This window comes from uncultured Mailhella sp. (assembly GCF_944324995.1).
GTDB lineage: Bacteria > Desulfobacterota > Desulfovibrionia > Desulfovibrionales > Desulfovibrionaceae > Mailhella.
In genome coordinates, this window is sequence record NZ_CALUYL010000020.1 from 19,638 (window position 1) to 37,597 (window position 17,960).

Annotated in this window: 24 protein-coding genes; 5 read left to right on the plus strand and 19 right to left on the minus strand. The window is 59.8% G+C overall.

The window, feature by feature from the left end; all coding sequences use genetic code 11:
- Window positions 1–11: 11 nt before the first annotated feature.
- The 15 genes from rplX to gap all read right to left on the minus strand — a co-directional run bounded on the left by rplX (window position 12) and on the right by gap (window position 9,581).
- Window positions 12–332, minus strand: coding sequence for a 50S ribosomal protein L24 (gene rplX / locus Q0K02_RS08885; RefSeq protein ID WP_294487654.1), 321 nt, complete (start codon window positions 330–332; stop codon window positions 12–14).
- Between the two features lie 11 nt (window positions 333–343).
- Complete coding sequence (rplN, locus tag Q0K02_RS08890; RefSeq protein ID WP_077071448.1) at window positions 344–712, minus strand: 50S ribosomal protein L14; 369 nt, start codon at window positions 710–712, stop codon at window positions 344–346.
- A gap of 30 nt (window positions 713–742) precedes the next feature.
- Complete coding sequence (gene rpsQ / locus Q0K02_RS08895; protein WP_294446855.1) at window positions 743–1,009, minus strand: 30S ribosomal protein S17; 267 nt, start codon at window positions 1,007–1,009, stop codon at window positions 743–745.
- An 8-nt stretch (window positions 1,010–1,017) separates the two neighbouring features.
- Window positions 1,018–1,209 (minus strand): 50S ribosomal protein L29, encoded by a 192-nt coding sequence (gene rpmC, locus Q0K02_RS08900; protein ID WP_077071450.1) that lies wholly within the window; start codon window positions 1,207–1,209, stop codon window positions 1,018–1,020.
- Complete coding sequence (rplP, locus tag Q0K02_RS08905; protein ID WP_294446851.1) at window positions 1,206–1,625, minus strand: 50S ribosomal protein L16; 420 nt, start codon at window positions 1,623–1,625, stop codon at window positions 1,206–1,208. The genes rpmC and rplP overlap by 4 nt, the downstream gene beginning before the upstream one ends.
- Window positions 1,625–2,266, minus strand: a complete 642-nt coding sequence (gene rpsC, locus Q0K02_RS08910; protein ID WP_294446848.1) for a 30S ribosomal protein S3 — start codon at window positions 2,264–2,266, stop codon at window positions 1,625–1,627. Before rpsC ends, rplP begins: the two co-directional genes overlap by 1 nt.
- Before the next feature lie 3 nt (window positions 2,267–2,269).
- Window positions 2,270–2,608, minus strand: coding sequence for a 50S ribosomal protein L22 (rplV, locus tag Q0K02_RS08915; protein ID WP_077071453.1), 339 nt, complete (start codon window positions 2,606–2,608; stop codon window positions 2,270–2,272).
- 12 nt (window positions 2,609–2,620) lie between these two features.
- The gene (rpsS, locus tag Q0K02_RS08920; RefSeq protein WP_077071454.1) at window positions 2,621–2,905 is read right to left on the minus strand and encodes a 30S ribosomal protein S19; all 285 of its coding nucleotides are present in this window, start codon (window positions 2,903–2,905) and stop codon (window positions 2,621–2,623) included.
- 12 nt (window positions 2,906–2,917) lie between these two features.
- Complete coding sequence (gene rplB / locus Q0K02_RS08925; RefSeq protein ID WP_294487663.1) at window positions 2,918–3,748, minus strand: 50S ribosomal protein L2; 831 nt, start codon at window positions 3,746–3,748, stop codon at window positions 2,918–2,920.
- Between the two features lie 3 nt (window positions 3,749–3,751).
- The gene (gene rplW / locus Q0K02_RS08930; RefSeq protein ID WP_178579833.1) at window positions 3,752–4,039 is read right to left on the minus strand and encodes a 50S ribosomal protein L23; all 288 of its coding nucleotides are present in this window, start codon (window positions 4,037–4,039) and stop codon (window positions 3,752–3,754) included.
- Window positions 4,040–4,063: 24 nt separating this feature from the next.
- Complete coding sequence (gene rplD, locus Q0K02_RS08935; protein WP_294487671.1) at window positions 4,064–4,693, minus strand: 50S ribosomal protein L4; 630 nt, start codon at window positions 4,691–4,693, stop codon at window positions 4,064–4,066.
- A gap of 23 nt (window positions 4,694–4,716) precedes the next feature.
- Window positions 4,717–5,346, minus strand: a complete 630-nt coding sequence (gene rplC / locus Q0K02_RS08940) for a 50S ribosomal protein L3 (RefSeq protein ID WP_294487674.1) — start codon at window positions 5,344–5,346, stop codon at window positions 4,717–4,719.
- 11 nt (window positions 5,347–5,357) lie between these two features.
- The gene (gene rpsJ, locus Q0K02_RS08945; protein ID WP_077071459.1) at window positions 5,358–5,675 is read right to left on the minus strand and encodes a 30S ribosomal protein S10; all 318 of its coding nucleotides are present in this window, start codon (window positions 5,673–5,675) and stop codon (window positions 5,358–5,360) included.
- A 936-nt stretch (window positions 5,676–6,611) separates the two neighbouring features.
- Window positions 6,612–8,396, minus strand: a complete 1,785-nt coding sequence (locus Q0K02_RS08950; RefSeq protein ID WP_294487680.1) for an NAD-binding protein — start codon at window positions 8,394–8,396, stop codon at window positions 6,612–6,614.
- 138 nt (window positions 8,397–8,534) lie between these two features.
- On the minus strand, window positions 8,535–9,581 hold the full coding sequence (gene gap / locus Q0K02_RS08955; RefSeq protein ID WP_294487683.1) for a type I glyceraldehyde-3-phosphate dehydrogenase: 1,047 nt from the start codon (window positions 9,579–9,581) through the stop codon (window positions 8,535–8,537).
- A gap of 291 nt (window positions 9,582–9,872) precedes the next feature.
- Between gap and Q0K02_RS08960 the strand changes: the two genes are divergently transcribed.
- The 5 genes from Q0K02_RS08960 (at window position 9,873) to tgt (ending at window position 14,333) form a co-directional block, all read left to right on the plus strand.
- Complete coding sequence (locus Q0K02_RS08960; RefSeq protein ID WP_294487688.1) at window positions 9,873–10,427, plus strand: N-acetyltransferase; 555 nt, start codon at window positions 9,873–9,875, stop codon at window positions 10,425–10,427.
- Between the two features lie 24 nt (window positions 10,428–10,451).
- A complete protein-coding gene (gene argF / locus Q0K02_RS08965) occupies window positions 10,452–11,471 on the plus strand; it encodes an ornithine carbamoyltransferase (protein ID WP_294487690.1) in 1,020 nt (339 codons plus the stop codon).
- A gap of 369 nt (window positions 11,472–11,840) precedes the next feature.
- Window positions 11,841–12,053 (plus strand): 50S ribosomal protein L28, encoded by a 213-nt coding sequence (gene rpmB / locus Q0K02_RS08970; RefSeq protein WP_178581515.1) that lies wholly within the window; start codon window positions 11,841–11,843, stop codon window positions 12,051–12,053.
- 117 nt (window positions 12,054–12,170) lie between these two features.
- Complete coding sequence (locus Q0K02_RS08975) at window positions 12,171–13,166, plus strand: rhomboid family intramembrane serine protease (protein WP_294487698.1); 996 nt, start codon at window positions 12,171–12,173, stop codon at window positions 13,164–13,166.
- 18 nt (window positions 13,167–13,184) lie between these two features.
- Complete coding sequence (gene tgt / locus Q0K02_RS08980; protein ID WP_294487701.1) at window positions 13,185–14,333, plus strand: tRNA guanosine(34) transglycosylase Tgt; 1,149 nt, start codon at window positions 13,185–13,187, stop codon at window positions 14,331–14,333.
- A gap of 238 nt (window positions 14,334–14,571) precedes the next feature.
- Here tgt and Q0K02_RS08985 read toward each other — a convergent pair whose 3' ends face one another.
- Genes Q0K02_RS08985 through Q0K02_RS09000 form a run of 4 tightly spaced genes read right to left on the minus strand, consistent with a single transcriptional unit; the run spans window position 14,572 to window position 17,934 of the window.
- On the minus strand, window positions 14,572–15,498 hold the full coding sequence (locus tag Q0K02_RS08985) for a M14 family metallopeptidase (RefSeq protein ID WP_294487704.1): 927 nt from the start codon (window positions 15,496–15,498) through the stop codon (window positions 14,572–14,574).
- Window positions 15,495–16,433 (minus strand): M14 family metallopeptidase, encoded by a 939-nt coding sequence (locus tag Q0K02_RS08990; RefSeq protein WP_294487707.1) that lies wholly within the window; start codon window positions 16,431–16,433, stop codon window positions 15,495–15,497. The genes Q0K02_RS08985 and Q0K02_RS08990 overlap by 4 nt, the downstream gene beginning before the upstream one ends.
- A complete protein-coding gene (locus tag Q0K02_RS08995; protein ID WP_294487710.1) occupies window positions 16,430–17,257 on the minus strand; it encodes a transglutaminase family protein in 828 nt (275 codons plus the stop codon). Before Q0K02_RS08995 ends, Q0K02_RS08990 begins: the two co-directional genes overlap by 4 nt.
- Window positions 17,254–17,934, minus strand: a complete 681-nt coding sequence (locus Q0K02_RS09000; protein ID WP_294487713.1) for an alpha-E domain-containing protein — start codon at window positions 17,932–17,934, stop codon at window positions 17,254–17,256. The genes Q0K02_RS08995 and Q0K02_RS09000 overlap by 4 nt, the downstream gene beginning before the upstream one ends.
- Window positions 17,935–17,960 lie beyond the last annotated feature (26 nt).

A 17,960-nucleotide genomic window follows, 5' to 3' on the forward strand; every position in this document is an offset into this window, starting at 1 on the left:
TCGTTCACCTTCTAGAGGGTTTCGTTGCACTTCTTGCAGAAACGGACTTTCTTCCCGTCTTCGGTCACCCGATAACCAACGCGGGTGGGCTTTGCGCAGTGCGGGCAAACCACCATCAGGTTGGAGACGTGGATAGGCATTTCCTTTTCAACGATGCCGCCGGCTTCGCGCTTGTAGGGGTTGGGGCGCACGTTGCGCTTCACAACGTTCACCTTTTCCACCAGGATGCGGTCGGACTTGCGCAGGACCTTCAGAACCTTGCCGATCTTGCCTTCGTCCTTGCCGGCGATCACCATCACCTTGTCGTCTTTATGAATACGAAACTGTTTCATAGCCTTGGCTCCTACAGCACTTCAGGGGCAAGGGACACGATCTTCATGAAGTTGCGGGCGCGAAGTTCGCGGGCAACGGGTCCGAAGATACGGGTACCCACAGGTTCACCCTGCTTGGTCAGAAGCACGGCGGCGTTCGTATCGAACTTGATGTAGGAACCGTCGGCGCGGCGCACTTCCTTGGCGGTACGCACGACCACGGCTTCCATGACATCGCCCTTCTTCACCTTGGCGTGGGGGATGGCGTCCTTCACGGACACCATGATGATATCGCCCACCGTGGCATAGCGACGGTGAGAGCCGCCCAGCACCTTGATGCAGGCCACTTCCTTGGCGCCGGAGTTGTCGGCCACCTGGAGTCTGGATTCTACCTGGATCATAGTGTTTCCTTTTAGTCAGCCCGAATGGGACTAGACGGCCTTTTCAAGCACGGACACCAGGTGCCAGCGCTTGTTCCGGCTCATGGGCCGGTATTCCACAATCTTGACCTTGTCGCCGATGCCGCACTCATTCATAGGATCGTGGGCGGTGAACTTCTTGCGCCGACGAATGTACTTCTTGAGAAGCGGATGCTGCACCAGGGTTTCAACGAGAACGACAATGGTCTTGTCGCACTTGTCGCTGATGACAGTACCGACGAGCGTTCTGCCGTTGCGCTGTTCGATTGCGCTGTTCATATCCGCTCCTAGTTCTTCGCGGCCGCGGCCAGAGCCGTCAGCACACGGGCAATATCTTTCTTGGTGGCCGGAATGGACGCCGTCTTTTCCAACTGAGCAGTGGCATGCTGGAAGCGCAGGTTGAAAAGTTCCTGACGCAGTTCAGTCAGCTTCGCCTGGAGCTGCTCGACGCTCATTTCGCGCAATTCCTTCATTTTCATTCGAAGGCCCCCTCTCTCACCACGATCACGGTCTTCACGGGCAGCTTGTGGCTGGCCAGCGTCAGAGCGCGCTTGGCAAGTTCAAGGTCAACACCCTTGATTTCATACAGCACGCGGCCGGGCTTGACCGGTGCGCACCAGCCCACAGGGGCACCCTTACCGCTACCCTGACGAGTGGCCAGAGGCTTGGCGGTCACGGGATGATCGGGGAACACCCTGATCCAGACTTTGCCGCCGCGGCGGATGTGGCGCATCATGGCGATACGGGCGGCTTCAATCTGCTGACTGGAAAGCTTGCCATGTTCGACAGCCTTCAGGCCAATTTCACCAAACGCGATGGTAGCGCCACGGTTGGCCGGGCCACGCAGGCGGCCTTTCTGCCACTTGCGGAATTTGATTCTCTTGGGAGCAAGCATTACTGTTCAACCTCTTTATCAAGGATTTCACCCTTGTAAACCCACGCCTTGATGCCGATGAGGCCATAGGTGGTGTGGGCTTCGGCAAAACCGAAGTCGATGTCGGCACGCAGGGTCTGAAGCGGCACGCGGCCGTCACGATACCATTCGGAACGGGCGATTTCAGCTCCGGCGAGACGGCCGGCGCAGGAAATCTTGATGCCTTCGGCGCCGAACTTGCGGGCCATCTGCACGGTGCGCTTCATGGCGCGACGGAAGGCGACGCGGCGTTCCAGCTGCATGGCGATGTTTTCGGCAACGAGCTGAGCTTCGATTTCAGGACGGCGGATTTCGTTCACTTCGAGGGTGAAGTCACGGCCGAACTTCTTCTTGAGGTCAGCGCGAAGCTTTTCAATTTCCGCGCCCTTGCGGCCGATGACGATGCCGGGACGGGCGGTGGAAAGGATGAGGCGGATGCGACCGCCGAAACGTTCGATCTCGATTCTGGCAACACCGGCGCTGTACAGAAGCTTCTTCACGTACTTGCGGATGTTGTGATCTTCAAACACGAAGGAAGCGTATTCCTTCTTGCTGAACCAGCGAGACTGCCAATTCTTATTATATCCCAAACGGAAGCCGTAAGGATGTACTTTCTGACCCATAGCCTATTCCTGTCCTTCCGCGAGAATTACGGTAATGTGGCTGGTACGCTTGCGAATGTGCATAGCACGACCCTGAGAACGAGGCATGAAGCGCTTCCAGGTGGGGCCTTCGTTGACCACCACGTCCTTGACGTACATGGAGTCCACATCAATGCCAGGGAACTGGGAGGCGTTGGCCAGCGCCGAACGCACCACTCCGTAAAGAACACCGGCAGGCTTGTTGGGCGTGAACTTGAGCTGGTTCAGGGCATCTTCCACAGGAAGACCCTTGATGTTCTGGGCAACCAGACGGGTCTTGCGGGGAGAAACGCGCTGAAACTTGCAGATTGCTTTCGATTCCATGAACGTTACTCGCTATTTTTTGACCGCTTTCGTCTTCTTGTCCGCAGCGTGGCCGTGGAACGTACGAGTGGGCGCAAATTCGCCCATCTTGTGACCGACCATGTTTTCCGTCACGAAGACCGGGATGAACTTCTTGCCGTTGTGCACGGCGAACGTCAAACCAACCATTTCAGGCAGAATCATGGAACGGCGGGACCAGGTCTTGATGACCTTGTGGTCGTTGCTGGCAACGGCCGCGTCTACCTTCTTCATGAGGCTGCCGTCCACAAAGGGACCTTTTTTAAGAGATCTGGGCATGTCCGGCTCCTCTTACTTCTGACCGCGGCTCTTGATGATGAGACGGCCGGAAGGCTTCTTCTTTGCGCGGGTCTTGTAGCCCTTGGTAGGAATGCCCCAGGGAGTCACAGGATGACGACCACCGGAGCTGCGACCTTCACCACCACCCAGAGGATGGTCGACAGGGTTCATCGCGACGCCGCGGACCTTGGGACGACGGCTCAACCAGCGGTTGCGGCCGGCCTTGCCAAGGCTGATGTTTTCATGCTGCACATTGCCGACCTGCCCCACAGTGGCGATGCAGGTGGCGAGCACCTTGCGGACTTCGCCGGAGGGCAGGCGCAGGATGACGTACTTGCCGTCCTTGCCCACGAGCTGGGCATAGGTGCCGGCGGCACGGCACATCTGGCCGCCGCGGCCGGGGTGCATTTCGATGTTGTGCACGTTGGTGCCCACGGGAATGCGGTTCAGAGCCAGAGCGTTGCCGGGCTTGATGTCGGCCTTGTCGCCGGCTTCAATCACGTCGCCCTGCTGAATGCCCACGGGGGCGAGAATGTAGCGCTTTTCACCGTCGGCATAGTTCAAGAGAGCAATGCGGGCGGTACGGTTGGGATCGTATTCGATTTCGGCGACGCGGGCGGAAATGCCCATCTTGTCGCGCTTGAAGTCGATGATGCGATACAGGCGCTTATGACCGCCGCCACGGCGACGGCTGGTAACGCGGCCGTTGTTGTTGCGGCCGCTCTTCTTGGTAAGACCTTCGGTGAGAGACTTTTCCGGCGTAGATCTGGTGATCTCAGCGAAGTCGGACACAGTCTGGAAACGACGTCCAGCCGAGGTCGGTTTCATCTTCAGAACAGCCATTGACTAGACTCCCTCGAAGAAATCGATTTTGTTGTCAGCGGCGAGGGTGACATAGGCCTTGCGATAGCCCGGGATGCGACCCTTCACGCGGCCCTGACGCACGCGACGGCGCGGCTTGACCGTAATGACATTGACATTCGTGACCTTGACCTTGAAGGCTTCTTCCACTGCCTTACCGATCTCGATCTTGTTGGCCTTGGTATCGACGAAGAAGGCGTACACGCCTTCTTCACGAAGAGCGGTGGCCTTTTCGGTCACCACGGGCCGAAGAAGAATTTTAGTGTAATCCATGTCCATTCCTTTCAAGGCGAGCGACTACTTCAGTCTCTCTTCCAGGTGGGGCAGAGCACCTTCCAGCACCACGAGCTGCTTGCAATTGAGCACATCGTACACAGTCACGGCATCGGGGGTGACGAGGGTGATACCAGGGAGGTTGCGGGAAGCGAGAGCCAGCGTGGGATTCACGCCGTTTTCTTCGGGAGCGGCCACAACCAGAGCCTTGGTAAGGCCGAGGTTCTTGGCGACGCCGGCGAAGAGCTTCGTCTTGGCTTCGGCAAGTTCAATGCCCTTCACCACCATGAGGCCGTCGGCCACGCGGGAGGAAAGAGCCATGCGCAGAGCCAGAGCGCGCACCTTCTTGTTGACCTTGAAGCTGTAGTCACGCGGCTGGGGTCCGAAGACGATCGCGCCACCACGCATGATGGGCGAACGGTTGGATCCCTGGCGTGCATTGCCAGTGCCCTTCTGCTTGAAGGGCTTCTTGCCGCCGCCGGACACAAAGGCGCGGGTCTTGGCGGCGTGAGTACCGGCACGCTGGGCGGCGCGATAGGCACGAACCACAAGGTTCAGAATCTCCGGCCTCACTTCGACTTCGAACACTTCGGGAGCGAGGGTGACTTCCCCGGCTTCCTGATTGTTCTGATCGTAAACTTTCATAACAGCCATTGCTTCATCTCCTGTGTTGCGCACTACTGCTTGCGCACCAGCACCAGACCGTTCTTCGGTCCGGGCACGGCACCCTTAATAAGGATGACGTTATCCTCGGGGCGAACTTCCACGATCTTCAGGCCCTGCTGCGTGACGCGTTCGGCGCCCCACTGACCGGCCATCTTCTTGCCCTTGAACACATGTCCGGGGAAGGTGTTGTTACCGATGGAACCACCGGAACGATGCACCTTTTCGTCGCCATGGCCATCGTCAATGCCATGGAAGTTCCAACGGCGCATAACGCCCTGATAACCTTTACCAATGCTGGTTCCCGTCACCTTCACGGTGTCGCCGGCGGCGAACACTTCGGCGGTGAGGACCTGACCGACTTCAACGGCGGCCGGTTCGGCGAGACGGATCTCGCGAACTTCGCGGCAGGGAGCCACGCCGGCCTTGGCGAAGTGACCGCGCATAGCCTTGGTCACCTTCTTTTCAGCCACTTCTTCAAAGGCGATCTGAAGAGCGTTGTAGCCGTCCTTTTCCACCGTCTTTACCTGGGTCACGGGGCAGGGACCTGCCTTGACCACGGTAACGGCAACAGCGCTGCCGTCGTCGGCGAAAATACGGGTCATGCCCAGCTTTCGTCCAATAATACCCATTTTTTCAGACATGACGCCCCTCTCTAGAGCTTAATTTCCACATCCACGCCGGCGGGCAAGGAAAGCTTGCCCAGAGCGTCCACGGTCTGCTGCGTGGGGTCGAGGATGTCCATAAGGCGCTTGTGGACCCTCATCTCGAACTGTTCACGGGACTTCTTGTCCACATGGACCGAGCGCTGAATCGTGTACTTGTGAATGTTGGTGGGCAGAGGAATAGGCCCAGCCACACCCGCGCCGGTATTGCGCGCAGTGTCCACGATTTCCGCCACAGCCTTGTCCAGGATGCGGTAATCGTAAGCCTTAAGCTTGATACGGATACGATCACTGCCAACTGTCGTCATTGCGAATCTCCATTTTCTGGCAAACCCGCTCCGGCTGATCCCTGTCGGAGTATTTCAACCGGAGAATCCACCGCCGAAAGGGCGGCTGACCGGTCAGAGGAACCGGTCATTTCATGAGGCGCGCTCACGCTCACCTTGCGTGGAGAAGCGCCCTTCGTTCCTACACCTAAAGTCAGGCAACGACCAAAAACGCCTTTGAAAAAGCATCAAAGTCGTTCGGCTCATGGATATGTATGCGGGGGATAAAGAGAAGAACGGACCACTCGGCAACCGTTCGAGCCCTGCAAAAAGTCCATAAAAGCCGATCCTGGTCGCCAACCCGGCCTGCACGGAATTCATTCCGTCAAACAGGTGGTCCCGCAGGAGCCAACACACACCCGGCGCATGGATTGCCCATCCACCGGAAAACCTTGCAATCCGCGAAGTTCGGATTGCTGCGGTCTGACATCTTAGGCATGTGCGACGCCTGCAAATGTCAAAACCCTGATCGAATGCTCAGAGTACAGCAGGACAGATTCCATCTGCCCTTCCCTGCCGTCCAGGGAAACGCCCACAACTTGGGCGAGGTCTATTTGTATCTTCACTACCCCCGGCAGTCAAGTTTTTTTTGAAAAATTTTCATTTTTTCCCGCGTGTGCGCAAAAAAACGGGGAATTCATTTTTTCTTAAGGATCATGCGCAGTTAAATCCGCATGTTCCGCACGAAAAAGGGCCCGGAAACGATGTCTTCCGAGCCCTTTTCCACATTTTTTCAAAAAATTTTTTGCGACTTCGCTCCGTCCGGATAAAAAAACGGAAAAAACGCCGTCGAAATCCCTGCCGAGGCGGCTCCCGACGTTCTCCGACGAAAAAATTTTCCCAAAAAACGCCGGGGGTGTTCCCCGAACATGCATCTGGAAACGAACTTCTGCCGGCGCGCTTTCGGCATCCCGGCGGTTACGCAAACCAGCCCTGTCCGGGCTCGTGCCTGTTCTCGTCGCCGCAGGTGGGGTCGCATTCCCTCCGGCCTCTGTCCGGCCAGTATTCCTCGTAGTACGCGGTTTCCGACGCCGCGTCGCCGATGAGGAAAAGCTCGTCGGTCGCCTGAAACACCCGCAGCGGATCGGGATTCACCAGAATGTCGCCGCGGACGGTTCTCACGGCCACCACGTTGCAGCGCAGATTCTTGCGTATGCCGCTGTTGACGAGATTGTGCCCCGCAAGCCCCTCCCCCGCCACCGCGCGGAAGATGTTCAGCCCTTCATTGAGCATGAACACCCTGCCCGGCTCCAGCAGGTTGATGATCTGGCTGGACACCATGGACGCCAGCGAAAGCACGAGATCGGCGCCGGCCATGTGCAGCACGTGAACGTTGCGGTCGAGGTTGGTGCGGGTGATGATCTGCACGTCGGGGCGCAGGCGGCGGCAGTAGATGGTGAGGTAGATGTTGGTGTCGTCGTCGTGGGTGGTGATGAGAATGGAGGGCGAAGTCTTGATGCCCGCCTGCTCCAGCGTGAACGGATCGGAAGCGTCGCCCACCTGCACCCGTATGCCCGGAATGCGCGAGGCGATGTTGGAGCGGTCCACCACCACGACGTCGAGACCGCGTTCCTTGAGGGCCGTGGCGGCCGCCGTGCCCACGCGTCCGCCGCCGATGACGAGCACCGGCGCGCGCCCTGCGGGCTTTTCCGCTTCCGGCTTGCGGGCCAGTTCCTGCGAAAAGACGCGCATCTGCTCGCGCGAGCCCGCCATGACCAGCACCTTGTGCTCTTCCAGCACGGTGTCCGGCCCGGGATGCTCGAACACGCCGTGATTCCACAGGCCCACCACGTTGATGCCCGTTCTGCCGCGCAGATCGCTTTCCTTGAGCGTCATGCCCGAAAGGGAGGTCTGCTTCACGGGGGCTTCGGCAATGACCAGCGGGCCGAAGGTGACGAGCGGGCTCACGCTGAGCTTGTCGGTGATGACGCGGCGCGTGAGGGAGCGGCCCAGCGACTTGCGGAACTGGAACACCGAAGAGCAGCCCGCAAGCTTGAGAATGTCGATGGATTCATCCTTCTCGGCGCGGGAGACCATGGGCACGTTCTTGTCGAGTTCCCGCAATGTGAAGGCCACGTTGATGTTGCGCACGTCGGTGTCGAGAGCCACCACGAGGCGCGCGTTCTGGGCGTGCAGGCCGCGATAGACCTGCACGTCGTCGTAGTCGCCGACCACGGCGTGCAGGCCGAGATCCATGAGATCCAGCGCCTGCTGCGTGGTGGAGCACAGAAGCACGCTGTGAAAGCCGTATCTGGCCAGCACCTGGGCAAGGTTGCGCGCCACGGGGCTCACGCCCACGATGATGACGTGATTGCGCGCCGACGCCGGCAGACTGTGCTGCACTTCCTTTTTCTTCTGCGCCTCAAGCCACGGGGTATAGACGAACTGAATGAACGACGAGGGCAGCACGATGAGCAGCCCCACGATGCCGGTGAGCAGCACCACGATGGAAAAGGCGCGGCCGAGATCGGAATTGAAGGTGATGTCGCCGAATCCCAGCGTGGACATGACGGTCAGGGTCCAGTACAGGCCGGTAATCCAGGAATAGTCGCGGCCTTCATATTCCATGATGTAGTGGAACAGCACGCTGAACACGGCCACGAACACGGTGAGAATGAGGATGACGCGGAAGAAGTATCCGAAGTTTCTTCGCGCTCCCTTCCCCTGGCTCAACAGAGAAAACTGACTGGGAAAAAATTTCATGGGGGCAGTATGCTCCGAGCCGCGCTTCTAGGCAAGAGTCTGAAAAAGGCCGCCGCCCCTTTTAGGAGCGGCGGCCTGTCTGTTTGCCGGTTGCGTCTTACAACGCGCGTCCGAGGTTCCGCGAAAGCGGAGCCGGGCTTAGAAGCCCTTGGACTGCATGTAGTGAATGAGGTCGGTCACGCGGACGGAGTAGGCCCATTCGTTGTCGTACCAGCTCACCACCTTGGCGAGGTTGCCGTCCTGCACGGTGCAGTATTCGGATTCCACGATGGAGGAACGGGAGTCGCCCTTGAAGTCCATGGAGACGAGGGGCAGATCGTTCACGCCGAGAATGCCCTTGAGGGAGCCTTCGGCGGCGGCGCGGAAGGCGTTCACCAGGGTTTCGGCGTCGGTGGACTTTTCAAGAATGGCGGTGAAGTCCACGATGGAGACGGTGGGGGTGGGCACGCGCAGAGCGTAGCCGGAGAAGCGGCCCTTGAGGGCGGGAATCACTTCGGCCACGGCCTTGGCGGCGCCGGTGCTGGTGGGAATGATGTTCAGAGCGGCGGCGCGGGCGCGACGCAGATCCTTGTGGGGCAGGTCGAGGATGCGCTGGTCGTTGGTGTAGGAATGCACGGTGACCATGCTGCCGAGCTTGAGGCCGAATTCCTCATGCATGACCTTGGCCACGGGAGCGAGGCAGTTGGTGGTGCAGGAGGCGTTGGACAGAATGTTGTGCTTGGCGGGATCGTACATGTCCTGGTTCACGCCCATGACCACGGTGAGATCGGGCTGCTTGGCGGGAGCGGAAATGATGACCTTCTTGGCGCCTCGTTCCAGATGCACGCCGGCCTGAGGAGCGGTGCGGAAGATGCCGGTGGATTCCACCACCACGTCCACGTCGAGGGCCTTCCAGGGCAGGTTGTTGGGATCGCGTTCGGCGAGGCAGGCCACGTTCCAGTCGCCCACCTTGACCATGGTGCAGTCCACGCCGCCCACGGAGGTCTTTTCGGGAGCCACTTCGCAGGTGAAGGCGGAAGGACCGTAGGAGGTGTCGTGCTGGAGCAGATGGAAATTGGTGTTGGCGTCCATCAGGTCGTTGATGGCCACGATTTCGGCGCTGTCGGCGTACTTGCCGTACATGGCGCGGAAGACCTGACGACCGATGCGGCCAAAGCCGTTGATTGCAACTCTAACCTTTTTCATAATTCCTTTCCTTTGCCCGGCAGACCGGGACTTTCGGTGAACGTCTCATGGCATGACGCCGATGTCTGCGGACGGATCAGCCTTTTCCGTCCGGCGTCGGGGAGAATTCTGCCACCGTGTTTAAAAAATCACAAGAGCGGGAGTGAGCATAGCAGAATACGCCCCGGCGCGCAAATGCTTTCTGTGGTTCTCCTTTTGGGAAAAACATTCGGGAGCCCTCCAAGCCCTTGCAAAGCCGGGGCAAGGGGGATATTTTTTCTGACTCATCTTTATTTCCGAGGGGGGAATCCCATGCATCGTTTCGCTTCCGCTCCGCAGGCGGCCGTTTCCGGCGAGCAGTCCATGCTGCCGGACATCAGCGGCATTTCGCTGCCGGCAACGCTCGCCAGCCGCAAGGCAAAAATTCAGGACGTGGACGGCATGTCCAGTCTCATCAACGAGTTTGCCTCGGCGCGCATCATGCTTGCCCGCGGGCCGCTGTACCTGTATCAGAACATTCAGGACTACCGGGTCATTACCGTGAACGCGGGCGAGAAGGAAATCGTGCTTGCGTGCGGCGGCCTGCACGTGCTCTGGGAAGATCTGGCCGAAGTGCGTTCCGTGGCCGTGCATCCGCAGCTTCAGCACAAGGGCATAGGCCGCCTGCTCGTGCAGGATCTCATTGAAGACGCGCGCGCTCTCGGCGCGGCGCACGTGTTCACCTTCACGCTGGCCCCGGGATTCTTCTCCTCGCTGGGCTTTTCCGCCGTGGATCGCGACACGCTCTCCCCCGTGGTGTGGGCCGAGTGCAGCAAGTGCCCGAAATTTTATAAATGCGACGAAGTCGGCATGATGCTGCACTTCTGATGCCAGTTCTTACAGGAGCCTGCCATGACCAACCTCAAGAATCGTGACTTTCTGAAAATCGCGGACTTCAACCAGGAAGAGCTCTCCTACCTGCTCCGCCTCGCCGCCCGCCTCAAGAAACTCCGCAAGGAAGGCAAGGAACCGCAGTTCCTCAAGGGCAAGAACGTGGCCCTGGTGTTTGAAAAAACGTCCACCCGCACGCGCTGCGCCTTTGAAACCTCCCTGTACGACCAGGGCGCCCACGCCACCTACCTTTCCGACGGCTCGCAGATAGGCAAGAAGGAATCCATGGCCGACACCGCCCGCGTGCTCTCCCGCATGTACGACGGCATCGAATACCGCGGCTACGGACAGAACATCGTGGAAAAGCTGGCCGAGTTCTCCCCCGTGCCCGTGTGGAACGGCCTGACCAACGAAGCGCATCCCACGCAGATTCTGGCCGACTTCCTCACCATGATGGAACACAGCGACAAGCCGCTCAACGAAATCACCTTCGCCTACCTCGGCGACGCCCGCTACAACATGGGCAACTCCCTCATGATGGGCGCGGCCAAAATGGGCATGAACTTCCGCTCCGTGGCTCCCGTCTCGCTCCAGACCAGCGACGAAATCTACAACATGTGCCTCGCCGAAGCCGAAAAGTCCGGCGCCACCATCGTGCGCACCGACAACGTGGCCGAAGGCGTGAAGGGCTGCGACTTCATCTACACCGACGTGTGGGTGTCCATGGGCGAGCCCGACGAAGTGTGGAAGGAACGCATTGAAAAGCTCCTGCCCTACCAGGTGAACGCCCGCGTCATGGAACTGACCGGCAACCCGAACTGCAAGTTCATGCACTGCCTGCCCGCCTACCACAACCGCGAAACCGCCGTGGGCGAATCCATCTACCAGAAATTCGGCCTCGACGCCCTCGAAGTCACCGAAGAAGTCTTTGAATCCGAAAACTCCATCGTCTTCGACGAAGCCGAAAACCGCAAGCACACCATCAAGGCCGTCATGGTCGCCACCCTCGCGGACGTGCCGCCCATCTTTTTTGAAGACTAGGACGGGCGGGGGAAGGAGGAAACCCTTTTGAAAAAGGGCTTTCCTCCTTCCCCCGCACCCCCATCCTCCTTCCGAAAACTTTTGTTGGGAGGAAGACGGATCGGGGAAAAGCGCCTGCTTCCGAAGGCGGCCGCCGAATTTTTTGGAGAGATTTTTTAATGTTCTGAAAATTCAGGCGGTTTTGCGCGTTCACGGCGGGAAGCTGCGGGAGCGTTCCGGCCTGCGGAAGCGTTCTGGCCCGGAACTTGCGGTCGTTTCCACTTGCCTTTTTTTAAAATTCAGGCTATTGCTAGCAGTCCTTACGATACAAAAGGTATCGAATTTCAGCAGCATTCCGCCCCACACGGGCTTTTTTATGGAGGATATACCATGGGTAAACAGTGTGAAATCTGCGGCAAGAAAGCTCAGGTGGGCAACCTTGTGAGCCATTCCAATATCAAGACCAAGCGTCGCTTCAACCCCAACCTGCAGGCTGTCCGCCATCAGGAAGCCGACGGCACCGTGCGCACCATCAACGTGTGCACCCGTTGCCTCCGTTCCGGCGCCGTGGTGAAGCCCGTCGTCAAGAATGACGCCGAATAATCAGGTTTGCCGATCTTTCCTAAGGCGGGGATAACATCTCCGCCTTTTTTTGATTAATAATTCCCCCGCACTTTTCCGCCGCGCCGCCTGCGCCGCGATCTTCGGGCCGTCCGAGTCATGAGCGATCTTCGAGCCGCCTTCCGTCATCGTCCGAAAAGCCACGTTTCCATGTGGCGTCGTTCCCTGCGCGCGCCGGAAGGCTGGAGAGTTGTGGACTTCCGCGGGCCGGGACACATGGGCCGCTCGCTTCCCGCCCTCGGCACGCGGCAGATGGAACTGCTGCGCCTCGTGCTCGACTCCAAGAACATTCCCTATATCGTCACCGGGCACGGCTCCCAGACGCGGGCCTTTGTTCCGGCCATGTTTGAAGACGTGGCGCGCAGCGAGCTTTCCGCCCTGGAATCGGAAAAAACGCCCCCGCCTCCGCCCGTGCCCCTGCGCCGGAACGCGCACTGGTCCATGCTCGTCATGCTCTTTCTCGTCTTCTGGTACGGGCTCTGCATGGGCTGGTGGCCCCTGCCCTTCGAGCATCTGCCCGATCCGGAATACTGGGTGCGCTGCGGCAAGCTCAACGTCACCGAAGTACGCGCCGGAGAATGGTGGCGCACGGCCACCGCGCTCACGCTCCACGCCGACACGCTTCACCTTTTCAGCAACGTCATCTTCGGCACGCCCTTCCTCATTCTGCTCGCGCAGCGCCTCGGCCTCGGGCTCACGCTCGCCTCAACCCTCGCCGCCGGCATGCTGGGCAACGCCATGAACGTGTGCTACCGCGATCCGGGCTATTCCAGCCTCGGCTTCTCCACGGCCATGTTCGGCATGGTGGGCCTGCTCTGCGCCGACATCGTGGTGCGATCCCCCGCGCACATGCGGGGCTTCCGCAGGCTGGCGCTGCCCGTGGCCGCCGCCCTCGCCTTTCTGGCCATGCTCGGCGCGGAAGGCAAGAACGTGGACTACTCCGCGCATATTTTCGGCCTTCTTTCCGGCTTTCTCATCGGCCTTGCCGTCAGCTTCGCCTTGCGGCATCATAACGCCCTCCCCCGCCCACTGGAATTCGCGCTCGGCTGCGCCGCGCCGCTCGTCCTCCTGCTGTGCTGGGATCTCGCACTCTAACATCCTATCGAGGCATTCATGGACAAAGCCCCCGGCACCTTTGAACTCCTGGGCAAGGACGGCAACGCCCGCGCCGGCCTTCTCCATACCGCGCACGGCGTCATCGAAACGCCCATCTTCATGCCCGTGGGCACGGTGGGCAGCGTAAAGGCCCTCGCTCCCGACGATCTCAACGCCATCGGCGCGCAGATCATTCTCGGCAACACCTATCATCTGTACCTGCGCCCCGGCGACGAACTCGTGGCCCGGCGCGGAGGTCTGCACGAATTCATCCGCTGGAACAAGCCCATCCTCACGGACAGCGGCGGCTTTCAGGCCTTCAGCCTGAGCAAGCTGAACAAGATGAAGCCCGACGGCGTGGAATTCCGCTCGCACATCGACGGCTCCAAACACATGTTCACGCCGGAAAAGGTCATTTCCATCCAGCGCAATCTCAATTCCGACATCATGATGCCGCTCGACGTGTGCCTCGGCTACGGCGCCACCCATGAAGAAGCCGAAAAGGCCGTGAAGCGCACCACCGAATGGGCGCAGCGCTGCCGCGACGCCTATCCTGCGGGAAGCGCGGGCAATCTTCTCTTCGGCATCGTGCAGGGCTGCACCTTCCCCGAGCTTCGCGAAGCCTCGGCAAGGCAGCTCATGAACATCGGCTTCGAGGGCTACGCCATCGGCGGCCTGGCCGTGGGCGAACCCAAAAATCTCATGATGAAGAATCTGCGCGCGCTCAACCCCGTGCTGCCGCAGGACAAGCCACGCTATCTCATGGGCGTGGGCACGCCGCTGGACATTCTGCACGGCATAGAGGCAGGCGTGGACATGTTCGACTGCGTGCTGCCCACCCGCAACGCCCGCAACGGCACGCTCTACACCTCGGAAGGCAAGATCAACATCAAGCGCCTCCAGTACGCCGAAGACGACAGCCCCCTCGATCCGAAATGCAACTGCTACACCTGCCGCACGTTCAGCAAGGCCTACCTGCGCCACCTGTACGTCAGTCAGGAACTGCTCGCCTTCCGCCTCAACTCTCTGCACAACCTCACCTACTTCCTCAACATGGTGCGAGGCGCACGAAAAGCCATTCTCGAAGGCAGATACGCCGCTTTCAAGGCGGAATACGAGGCCAAATACCCCGAAGAGGACGCGCTCTTCGACGCGCCGGAACTTTAATCCGTCCGCTTTTTGCCGACGCCGTCGGCACGGCAAGGGCGCGCCCAACCGGGCGCGCCCTTTTTTCGTGACTTCGCCCCCTCTGCTCCGCCGCGCCCTGCGAGCGTCGGAAGGCCCCGGGCCCGCAGCTTCGGCGACGCAACAGACCGGCGCAAAAAGTTCCCGCTCCGAAGGGCGGGGCGTTTAAACGCAAAGGCCGGCGTCGAAGACGCCGGCCCGAATGCCGCTGCAATCTCGTTCAGCTCGCGATAAGCCGGAACAGCATGGAATTTTCCAGCACCAGCGGACGCGTCTGCATGAAGAACACCGTGCCGTCGGCGGGAGCGCGAACCTCCCAGCGCACGGAGCCGTCGTAGGGATCAAGAATGCTGGCAAGGTGCTGATGACGACGCACCACGTCGTCGGGGCGGCAGGTGCAGTACATGATGCCCGCCCGGCAGGCCTTGACGTTGATGAGTTCCTCTTCCTGCACCACCTGGGAATAGTAGCCCGGATGAGAACGGTAGCGGATGATGCCGTGCAGCGCCATGAAGCGCAGAATGGCGGCCAGACTGTCGTCGGCGGTGGCGACGTCGATGACGCCGGTATGCCCGGCGTACACGGAAAACGCCTGCGTTTCCCAGATCTGCCAGTTGTAGTTCAGCGTGGTGGTGTCGATGGGCAGGGGATTGCGCACCAGCGTGTAGGGCAGCCCGAAGCCCTGGGCGAGCTCCACATTTTCGTATCCGGTGTGCATCATGCGCACATGGGGAATGAAATCTCCGGCGAGGTAGTAGCTCGCGAGCTGCACGCCGAATTCATAGCCCTGAATGTGCTCGAACAGGGCCGAGGCGATGCGCTGCGTGGTTTCGCCGAGGGCGTAGCCGGGGAACATCCGGTTGATGTCGGTGTTGTCCATGGCCCAGAAGCGCTTGCCGATGTTCATGGCAAAGGGGTTCGCCGAGGGAATGACGAGAATTTCATGACCGGGCATGAGCTCGCCGCGCTCTTCCAGATCCTGAAGCTTGTGGACTAGACGCGAACAGACGAACTGCTGCTGAAGCTCGTCGCCGCGCATGGCGCCCACCACAGCGAGACTCTTTTTGCCGGAGCCGAAGCGAAAGCCGTGAATGCGGAACTCGTCGCGGAACGGAGACGGCATGACGAAAAGACGTTCACGTTTCATGCGTTGTCCTCCCTGTACACGCGCGCGAGCAGCGACCCTTCGTACACGACGGGGTACGCCCGGATGGTGAAGACGAATCCCGGCTTTTCCACGGCCACTTCCTGGAGCACCACGCCGCGCAGCGGATCGACGATGCGCCCGATGGACTGTCCGGCCTCGACCTGATTGGACTGACGGATGAGCGGAATGAACACGCCCGACGCGGACGCGTTGATGAATTCCACGGAACCGCCGGTGGAAAGTATGGTCTTGTGCCCGGGCGCAGGCTCGGGCACGTCGCCCTTCCAAACGCCGAGATGACGCATCAGATTCAGGATGCCGCCCACGAGCTGATCGCCGTAGCTTTTGGTAATGCGCATGCCCACGCCCATTTCCACCACCAGCGTGGGCGTATTCAGGGCGTTGAGGGAATAGGCCAGCGTGGCTTCCAGCACGGTGGCGGCCTCATGCACCCACAGAAAATCCAGATTCAGATGCTTGGCCAGCGGCACCAGACGTTCCGCGGTCAGCTGATTGATGCGGACCTGCGGCACCTCGTACAGAAAAATGTTGCTGGAATGGATGTCCAGCACGAGATCCGCGCCCTTCAGGTCCTCAATGATGTTGTAGGCCGTATTTTCCGCCATGCTGCCCCGGGGATCGCCGGGAAAAATGCGGTTCATGTCCAGATCGAAGTTGGGAATGCCGCGCGTGATGGAGTCTATGCCCAGCGGATTGAGCGCAGGATAGATTTCCACCGTGCCGTCCAGGCATTCGGGATGTTCCTGCAGAATGCTGCCGATGCGATAGCAGATGTACTGCCCTTCCAGTTCGTCGCCGTGGGTGCCGGTGACGATGCAGATGCGTTTTTTGCCGGAGCCGGAGGAAATGCTGTTCTTGCGGATGAGCAGATGCTCGTCCACGGGCAGCTCCGTGGATATGACGGTTTTTATCATGCTTGTTCCACTTTGATGTCTAGGGTGTTCCGCTGCGCGGCCAGGCCGCTGAACACGCCCCTGTTCACGGAACAGTCGGCGCTGTCGCGGCCGTGCGCCACCTTGATGCAGCCATAACGGAGCAAACGGTTGTTGGTGGGGTCGAGACCTCTCCACACTCCCTGATCGAAAACCTCCACCCATGCGTGGGTGGCTCCCTCGCCGACAAGATAGCCGCAGGCGTACCGCGCCGGAATGCCGCACAGACGCAGCAGGGCAAGAAGCACGTGGGCGTAGTCCTGACAGACGCCCTGCCCCAGTGCAAAGGCCTGCGCCGCGGTGGTGTTCACCGTGGTCACGCCGGGAACATAGCTCATGCGTGCATGCACGGCCCCGCACAGCGAAAGCGCCTTCGCAAGCGCGGGCCCGCCGATCTCTTCCGCAGCGTCCGCAACGGCGAAATCCCCGCCGTCCGCCTGCGCGGCAAAGCGCTTCATGTCCGCGTCGGGAAGGGTCAGCGCGGTATGCTCCAGAAACATGCCGTGCGCCGTGCCGCAGATGCGGTACGGCGTCTGACGCACCACCCCCTCGGACACGATGCTGAATCGAACATGCGCTCCGGCAACATACCCCGTCTGCACGGCGTTGCCGAAGGCGTCGAGCCCGTCGCTGACGGGCAGTACAAATTCGTTCTCATCGTCCTGCGCGACGCTCACGCGCAGCAGAGCCCGTTCCACCTTCTGGAAGGACTCCGACTTCGGCACGCACCGCAAAAGCCAGGAATGGGCGGAAACCGGCGAGGAAAAGTGAATATGGCTTTCGTAACGATAAAAAAACTGCTTCATACCAGGACCAGGGAGTTCAACGAACCAAGCACGTCGGGAAGTTTCTTCCCGTAATCGCGCCCGTCGGAGAATATCTCCCTGAGCCTGTTTCTGCAACGCCCGTCCACCATGTCTTCAATGTGCCCGAGACGGTGATCCAGACTTTCCCACTCCGCGGCGATGCGGCTGAACGGGTAGTCGAACCTTGAATACATATCAATGTATTCCACATGTTTGCCGATGAAAAGCATGTCCAGCGTGGCAATATTGGTCACGTGCTGGAACACGGAGCCCCAGAAGGCGAGAATATAGTCGGTGAGGGGCTGAAGCCGAACGATGTTGATGTCCTGCTTGTGGCGGCAGTGATTGATCGTGGCCATGCAGAGGTTCACATAGCTGATGGATGCCGTGGTGAGTTCCTCGCGCAGCACGATGCTGTTGTCGTTCAGGCATTCCAGGCAGTACAGCAGAGAGCCCGGCGTATTCTCGAAAAGATGCTGATACAGAAAACTTTCCCTGTCGGCAGGGCAGTTGGTCAGAGAAAGCTTGCGGCAGTAGATCTGAAGAGCGTCTTCCCGGCCTTCATCCAGGCACAGATCGTAGTACCGGCGCAGGAAATGAAGCTGGGCGAAGAGACGCTCGGCGTAGCGCCCCAGCCAGAAAAGATGGTTGGCCTTGGCGGGAGATATGGAAGACATGACGCGTCCTTTTTTCGATAACGGTG